General features: G+C 72.4%; 7 protein-coding genes and 1 pseudogene. 1 reads left to right on the top strand and 7 read right to left on the bottom strand.

Features of this window, described 5'->3' with window-relative positions:
• Window positions 1–1,256: MFS transporter (locus ACFFNX_RS35845; protein ID WP_378210422.1), on the bottom strand; the 1,256-nt coding region annotated here is incomplete at its 3' end.
• 153 nt (window positions 1,257–1,409) lie between these two features.
• On the opposite strand from ACFFNX_RS35845, the gene ACFFNX_RS35850 reads away from it, so the two are divergent.
• Window positions 1,410–1,967, top strand: a complete 558-nt coding sequence (locus ACFFNX_RS35850; RefSeq protein WP_378210424.1) for an NADPH-dependent FMN reductase — start codon at window positions 1,410–1,412, stop codon at window positions 1,965–1,967.
• 63 nt (window positions 1,968–2,030) lie between these two features.
• Here ACFFNX_RS35850 and ACFFNX_RS35855 read toward each other — a convergent pair whose 3' ends face one another.
• From ACFFNX_RS35855 to ACFFNX_RS35880, 6 genes and pseudogenes are all read right to left on the bottom strand, one after another.
• The gene (locus ACFFNX_RS35855) at window positions 2,031–2,498 is read right to left on the bottom strand and encodes a pyridoxamine 5'-phosphate oxidase family protein (RefSeq protein ID WP_378210425.1); all 468 of its coding nucleotides are present in this window, start codon (window positions 2,496–2,498) and stop codon (window positions 2,031–2,033) included.
• Entirely contained in the window at window positions 2,495–2,899 is a 405-nt protein-coding gene (locus ACFFNX_RS35860) for a TIGR03618 family F420-dependent PPOX class oxidoreductase (RefSeq protein WP_378210427.1), read from the bottom strand. Before ACFFNX_RS35860 ends, ACFFNX_RS35855 begins: the two co-directional genes overlap by 4 nt.
• 50 nt (window positions 2,900–2,949) lie before the next feature.
• Window positions 2,950–3,834 (bottom strand): SDR family NAD(P)-dependent oxidoreductase, encoded by an 885-nt coding sequence (locus ACFFNX_RS35865; RefSeq protein ID WP_378210428.1) that lies wholly within the window; start codon window positions 3,832–3,834, stop codon window positions 2,950–2,952.
• Window positions 3,831–5,042, bottom strand: a complete 1,212-nt coding sequence (locus tag ACFFNX_RS35870) for a macrolide family glycosyltransferase (protein WP_378210430.1) — start codon at window positions 5,040–5,042, stop codon at window positions 3,831–3,833. The genes ACFFNX_RS35865 and ACFFNX_RS35870 overlap by 4 nt, the downstream gene beginning before the upstream one ends.
• Before the next feature lie 331 nt (window positions 5,043–5,373).
• Window positions 5,374–7,071, bottom strand: coding sequence for a hydantoinase B/oxoprolinase family protein (locus tag ACFFNX_RS35875; RefSeq protein ID WP_378210431.1), 1,698 nt, complete (start codon window positions 7,069–7,071; stop codon window positions 5,374–5,376).
• Window positions 7,068–7,609: pseudogene (locus tag ACFFNX_RS35880) on the bottom strand (hypothetical protein); the annotation flags it as partial. The gene ACFFNX_RS35875 and the pseudogene ACFFNX_RS35880, both read right to left, overlap by 4 nt.

Here is a 7,609-nt window from a genome sequence, read left to right on the forward strand (position 1 = left end):
ACCGCCACGCCCAGTGCGCCGCCGACCTGCTGCGCCGTGCCGGTCACTCCGGAGCGGACCCCGGAGTCGACGTGGGAGGCCCCGGTCATGCCGAGCGCGGTGGCGGCCGGCAGGACCAGTCCCGCGGAGAGACCCAGCGCCAGCATCGCGGTCAGCACGTCGGCCGCGTACGTGCCCCGCTCCGGAACGCGTGCCAGCCAGCCGAACGCCAGCACGCCGGCCGCCAGCCCGGCCGCCAGCACCCGCCGCACGCCGAGCCGGACGATCAGCGGTCCGGCGAGCGCCAGCGAGGTCGCCCCGATCACGGCCGAGGCCAGGAGGTAGGCGAGCCCGGTCTCCAGCGAGCTCAGGCCCAGCATCTCCTGGAGGTAGAGCGTGACCAGATACTGGAACCCGAACATCGCGCCGACGAACAGCGCCTGCAGCAGGTTCCCTCCCGACAGCGCACGGGAGCGGAAGATCGACAGATCCAGCAGTGGTGCCGTGGCCCGCCTCTGGCGCAGCACGAAGCCCGTGAGCAGTGCCATGCCCACCACGGCCAGCGTGGCGGGAAGCACCGCGCCGGAGGCGCCGGGCCCCAGATCGCCGATCGCCAGGACCAGCGACATCAGCCCGGCGGTGACCAGTCCCGCTCCGAGGAGATCGGCCCCGGCGCCCCAGCCGATCCCGTGGTCCGGGGTCAGCCTCCGGCGGCCGAAGAACAGCAGCAGCGCGCCGATCGGCAGGTTGACCAGGAACATCGCCTGCCAGCCGAACAGTTCGGTGAGCACGCCTCCGCCGAGCGCGCCGACCGAACCGCCGCCCGCCGCCACGAACGCGATCACCGTGATGGCCCGGACCCGTTCCCGGCCCTCGGGGAACAGCACCACGGCCATGCCGGTGATCACCGAGCCCGCCATCGCGCATCCCACCCCCTGCGCGAACCGCGCGGCCACCAGGAGCGCCGCGTCGCCGGACACGCCGCACAGCGCGGAGGCCGTCGTGAACACCGCGATGCCGCCCAGGAAGATCCGCCGGCGCCCGAGGAGGTCGCCGAGGCGCCCGCACAGCAGCAGGAGGCCGCCGAAGGCGACCAGGTAACCGTTGACCACCCAGGACAGCTGCGCGCCGGCCAGGCCGAGGTCCTCCTGGATCCGCGGCAGCGCCACCGCGACCCCCGTGCCGTCGATGATCAGCATCAGCTGCCCGGTGGCCAGCACCGCGAGGGCCGGCCATCGGGAGCGCGCCTTTTCCACCGTGGTCTCCGCGACGTCCATGCCACTCCCTTTTATGTCGCATCGATTGTTCCGTCCGGCACCGAGTTCAGGTAGAGGGAACATCCGTGTAACCACGGGAAAGACAAGTGCCTTCTTTCGCCGATCGGAGAACTGGTGAAGGATTGAGGAAAGTCGAAGGACAGGGAACCAGAAATGACAAAGATCGCCATTATCGTCGGTAGCACGCGCCCGGGCAGGATCGGCCGTTCGGTGGCCGACTGGGTGCACGGGATCGCGGCCAAGCGCGTCGAGGCGGAATATGAGATCGTCGACCTCGCCGACTACGACCTGCCGCTCTATGACGAGCTGATCCCCGCGGCCGTCGGCCAGTACGCCGGCGAGCACACCAAGCGCTGGGCCGAGGTCGTCGCCCGGTACGACGGTTTCCTCGTGGTCACCCCGGAGTACAACCACGCGCCGCCCGCCGCGTTGAAGAACGCGTTCGACTTCGTCCACGCCGAGTGGGGCAACAAGGCGGTCGGCTTCGTCGGCTACGGCGCCGTCGGCGCCGCGCGGGCCGTCGAGCACCTCAAGCTGGTCGCGACCGAGCTGAGCGTGGCGTCGGTCGCCGCGCAGGTCACCCTGCTGATCCCGGGGGACTTCCCGAGCTACCCCGAGTTCACGCCGCAGGACTTCCGGCAGGCCGAGCTGGAGCGGGTGCTGAACCAGCTCGAGTCCTGGTCGAAGGCGCTGGCCACCGTCCGGGCCTGACCCCACATCGCGTGAACGCGGGCCCCCGCCGGGCGCCCGCGTTCACGCGTGTCCGGGACGGCCTCAGGGAACATCCAGCCGGGTCCCGTACAGCCGGGAGACCCGCAGCCTGATCACCAGCCGCCGGTCGATCACCATCTGCTCCAGGAACGCCTTCTCGTCGTCCGCGCGCGCGAAGGGCGGCTGCAGGGCGAGCAGCTCGCGGCCCGCGGCGTCGCCGGGCACCTCGCTCACCGCCGACAGCTCGGCCTTCCCCTGCGCGACGACGAACGCCAGGTGGTCCGCGCTGGTCACGTACAGCGCCGCCCGGGGGTCGCGGCGCAGCCGCCGTACCTTGGCCCGATCGTCGATCGTGCTGATCCGCACCAGACGCCGCGCCGGATCCCAGTGATACGCCACGGTGGACAGATGGGGATGGCCGTCGCCCTTGTTCGCGGCCAGCGCGCCCATCCGGTGCCCGGCCAGCAGCGCCGTGAGCTCGTCGTCGGACAGGGACAGCGGGCCCGGCCCCTGTCCCGGCCCGTACGTCACTTCGCCGGCTCCGGCGGGAACGGGATGACCTTGTGCGGCACCACGCGGACCACCACGCGCGAGACGTCGTCCACGTCGTGGACCTCGTCGAGGTACTTCAGCGTGAGCTCGTCGGCCAGTTCCCTGCCGCCGCCCTCGAGCACCTTCGCGGTGCCACGGATCTCGATCGAGGTGACCGGGTTCTCGATGTCGAACACCGAAACGTTGACCCGCGGGTCGCGGGAGATATTGCGTTCGGTGCGGCGGCCCGCATGGGTCACGAACAACAGGGCGTCGTCCTGATCTCGTTTGATCAGAACAATCGAGGAATGCGGGCTCCCGTCCTCGTTCACGGTGGCGACCACCGGGAAGTTCTTGTTGTCGATGAATGCCCGTGTCTTCTCATCGAGATTCTCAGCCATGCGATAAAGGTATAAGCGGAAACGGTCGTCAAGATCCCCTGACGACCCCCCTATTCCACCGTTTTCGAAGGAGCGGGATCCAGCCACCGGCCGATGACCGTGCCGACCGTCTCACCGTTCACGTCGGCGAGTTTCCGGGCGATGAGGAGACGGGTGTCGGCGGCGGTCTGACAACGGAACGGCGGGTCGTCGGACCCGAGGAGATCCGCGATGGCGGAGGCGACCTCGGCCGCCGTCTGCGTCGCCGGCAGCTCGGGCAGCGTGCCCTGCCGCGCCGCCGCGTTGTCGTAGTACTGCCGCAGCACCTTCTCGTACGGGCCGGCCCGGTCGAGGATGCGCGCCCAGTCGGTCCTGCCCACCGCGTCCGTGCTGATCGGCCCCGGTTCGACGATCGACACCGCGACCCCGACGCGCCGCGCCACGGGGGCGAAGCCCTCCAGGATGCCTTCGAGCGCGAACTTCGACCCGGAGTAGGACTCCTGGAACGGCAGGCCGAGCACGCCCGCGACGCTGCCGACCGCGATGAACCGGCCGCCCCCGGCGCGCAGGTGCGGGAGGCCGCTCTTGAGCAGCGCGACCGGGCCGAACACGTTCACGTCGAACGTCCTGCGGTAGCTCGCGAGGTCCTCGTTCTCGAACGTGTCGACGCCCATGACACCGGCACTGCTGACGATCGCGTGCAGGCCGCCGTGGCGGGCCGCGACCGCGTCCACGAACGCGGGGATCGAGGACTCGTCGGTGACGTCCAGCTCCTCGACGTCGATCTCGACACCTGATCGGGCGACCAGCCCGGCGAGCCCGGCGGCACGGTCGCGGGAGTGGACGGACGCCACGACCTGGTAGCCGCGCCCGGCCAGCTCGACCACCGTGCCGGCCCCGACCCCCGACCCGCTGCCGGTGACGATCACAGCTCCGGCGGGTGGCCGCCCGGTCACGACGCCTTCCTCTCCGGTGCGGGCAGGCCCAGGTAGGCCTCGACGACGTCGGCGGCCCGGCGGGCGCCCCCCGCGGCGCGGGCGTGCGCCCGCAGTTCGCGCATGCGCTCGCGTACGGCGTCGTCCGACGCCACCGCCTCCACCTCGGCGACGAGCCGGCCGGCGTCCAGCTCGGACGGTTCGATCACACGGCCCGCCCCGAGCCGGAGGATCTGCTCGGCGTAGGGCCGGAAGTCGGGGGCCGGGGGGACGATGACGACCGGTGTCGCGGTGTGCCACGCCTCGACCAGCGATCCGCTGCCGCCGTGCGTCACGAACACGTCCGCGTGCTCCAGGACGCTCACGTTGGAGACCCAGCGGCGGACCTCCACGTTCGGTGCGAGACCGGCGATCCGCTCGACGTCCGCGTCGTCGAGCCCGTCCCCCACCGTCACGACGACGTGCCACGCCCGTCCGGCGAACGCGCCGACCACCGTCTCGAAGAACCCGGCATCGCCGTTGCGCACGCTGCCCAGGGACACCAGCGCCAGCCGGGCGGCGGCCGGCGGCGGATCCCAGGTGCCCAGGAAGTCCCGCTTCTCGACGCTCGGCCCGACGAAGAAGACCTGCTCGGGGTCGAACGTCTCGTACGCGGGCTGGAGCCGGGACGGGACGAACGCGATCGTGAGCTCCTCGACCCGCCGGACGCTCCACAGGAAGTCACGCAGCTGGTCGGCGAGCCCGAACCCGGCGAGGGCCTGGGAGATCTCCCCGACCGGGTCGGCCAGGCGGTGGCCGGGCACGAGGCGTTCCATGTGGTCGAAGTAGGAGTAGTGCTCGTTGGACACGACGCTCGGGGTCAGCAGGACGGGCGGCAGCCGCCAGATCCTGGACAGGATGCGGCCCGCCTGGAAGGCCGCCTCGTCGTAGGCGACGGCGTCCGGGCGTTCGGCGCCGAGGTACTCGCGCGCGGCGCGCAGGATGGCCAGGTTCTCGCGGAAGAACGCCCTGGTGGCCGCCGCCGGGTCGTCCTCGGACAGGCTGGCGAGCGGGTCGAGGGAGGTGTAGGTGACGACCTCCGCGCCGAAGCGCCGCACCCGGTCCGCCAGCCCTTCGGCCACCACGTAGGTGACCCGGTGCCCGCGCCGGACCAGCTGGTCGACCAGGTCGACCTTTGGCAGCACGTGCCCGTTCGAGGGGATGTCGAGTACCAGGATGTGCAGGGCCATGGAAATGCTCCGATCTGCCGCGGTGCGGCGCCTCGGCCGAAGAACGCGAAGAACCGGGCCTCCAGGCTGATCCGGGGCCCGGCGTCCGGTCCCGCGTCGGGGACCAGAAATCCGGAGTGGAGGGCGTTGCGGGTCGGCTCGCGGATCGTCTCGGCCAGGACGAGTCCCGCACGGTCCAGGGACAGGTTCGGCCGCAGGGGACGGGCGTCGTGGACGCGGACGGGGTACGGCTGAGACGCGATGTCGCCGCGCGAGGGGTCGACGCGGCCGATCCGCCCCCGGCCTTCGAACGCACCCGCGTACGGGATGTCCACCCGTAGAGGGACCGCGTTCACGACTCACTCTCCGTGTCGTCGGTGGGGTTCAGGCCGTACACGTCCCGGGCGGCGGCCTCCGACACCAGGCCGTCGCGCACGTCGGCGAGGACGGCCGCGCGCGACCGTTCCCGGGGATCGCCGTAGCCGCCGCCACCGGAGGTGTGGATCTCGACGACGTCGCCGCGGCCCAGGACGAGCGTGCTGTTGGTGCGCGGCGTCGTGACCCGCCCGTCCCGGTGGTACACCACGCTCCGGTTCGGCGGGGCCGCCCGGCCGCCCGCCAGACCGTACGGCACGGTCTGGTCCAGCGCGCCCGAGCCGATGCAGACGACCCGGACGCCGTCCTGGTCGATGCGCCAGCGCGAGAATCCGCCGAGACCACCGCGCCGGCGGCCCGCGCCCGCCGAGTCGGTCGCGAAGCCCTGGTGCAGGATGGTCATGGGGGCGCCGAGCTCGTGCAGCTCGACGTCCACCTCGCGGCCGCCGCCCATGGCGACCGGCGGCCCGATCGCGTCCCATCCGTCGAACCCGAGCGTGGCCCCGGAGCCGCCCTTGAGCGCACCGGAGGCGCCGAACACTCGGCCGGTCCGCTCGTCGACGCCGACGGCGGCGAACGTGTACCCCCGGCACCACCCCGCGTTGGTGATCGCCGGGTCGGCCTGGGACAGGGCCAGCCACACCGTCTCCACGATCGCCTCGCAGGCGGTGATCGTGCACAACGTGGTCGCGGCCGGCTCGACCGCGTGCGCGATCGTCCCGGGCCGGGTGCGGATGTCGACCGCCGAGAGCGCGCCGCTGGTACGGCGCTGCGCGGGGTCGGTCACCCCGAAGAGCGCGACGAGCGTCGAGGCCACGGTGTTGGCGCGGGTCGAGTTCGCGTAGCCGACCACCTGCGGGTCGGACTCGGTGAAGTCGAAGACGGCGCGCTCCCCCGCCACGGTGAGCCGGAGCCGGACCGCGATGGGCTCCCGGTGGTGCTCACCCCCGTCGTCGAGGTGCCGGACGGCCGCGTAGACCCCGTCCGGCCAGCGGGCGATCTCCGACCGCATGTGCCGGGCCGAGGCGGCGAGCTGGAGCTCCACGGCCTCCAGCACCGGCCCGACGCCGAACGCGTCGAGCATCGCGATCAGCTCGCGTTCCCCGATCGAGGCCGCCCCGACCTGGCAGTGCAGGTCGCCTTCGACCGCGTCGCGCAGCCGGAGGTTCGCCAGGATCAGGTCCCAGACGTCGTCCTGCCGTTCGCCGCGCCGGTACAGCCGGACGGGCGGGATCCGCAGCGCGTCCTCGTAGCAGTCCCGGACGCCGGGGTTGTAGCCGATCTCCCCGCCGCTGCCGCCGACGTCGGCGTGATGCCCCTTGGTCGCGGTCCAGAAGCGGAGCACTCCCCGGTGGAAGACCGGCTTCAGGACGGTGACGTCCGGCGGGTGGTTGTTGCCGTGGTACGGGTCGTTGAGCAGGAAGACGTCGCCCTCGCCGACGTCTCCGGCGAACTTGGCGAGAATGCCCTCGTACGCGCTGGGCAGCGACCCGGCCAGGACGGGGATGAAGTCCTTGGTGGCGATCCACGCGCCGTCGGCGCCGAAGATCCCCGTCACGAAGTCGCGGCTCTGGAACGCCGCCGACCGGCAGGACCGGAGCATCGCGTCGGCCATCCGCGCGGCGATGGCGTGCAGCCGGTTGTCGACCACCGAGGCCAGGATCGTCGCCGTCACCGGACCGCCTCCAGCCGTGCGTCCCGCAGGTCCGCCAGCACCTCGGCCCGCGTACGGGAGGCGTCGAACATCAGAGTGGTGCCGCCCGCGGTCACCTCGAACGCGAACCCGGGCGGGATCACGATGGTCGTGCCCGAGCCCGCCAGCAGCGCGGGTCCCTCCCGCCGTACGTCCACCGGCACCGACCCCACGCTCCGGACGGGCACGTCCCGGAAGGCTCCGTCGAACCATGCCCGGCGTACCCCGTCCGGCTCCCTCCGGCGGGGCGCGGCGGCCGCGGGCTCGGGCGCCGTGGTGAGCACGCGCGCCTCCAGCCTCAGGTTCACCAGCTCCACGGGGAGGTCCGGCTGCGCGAAGCCGTACAGCCGGTCGTGCGTGCGATGGAACCGCTCGGCCAGCCCGGCCACCGCCGCGGCGTCCACGAGGCGTCCGGGCGGGATCGGCACCGTGCCCCCGTGGACCTGGCCGGCGTACCGGACGTCGGCCAGGCGGGTGAACCGGTGGTTCGCCGGCGGCGCCCTGGCCATCGGCAGGTCCG

This window comes from Actinoallomurus acaciae, from assembly GCF_042429965.1.
GTDB lineage: Bacteria > Actinomycetota > Actinomycetes > Streptosporangiales > Streptosporangiaceae > Actinoallomurus > Actinoallomurus acaciae.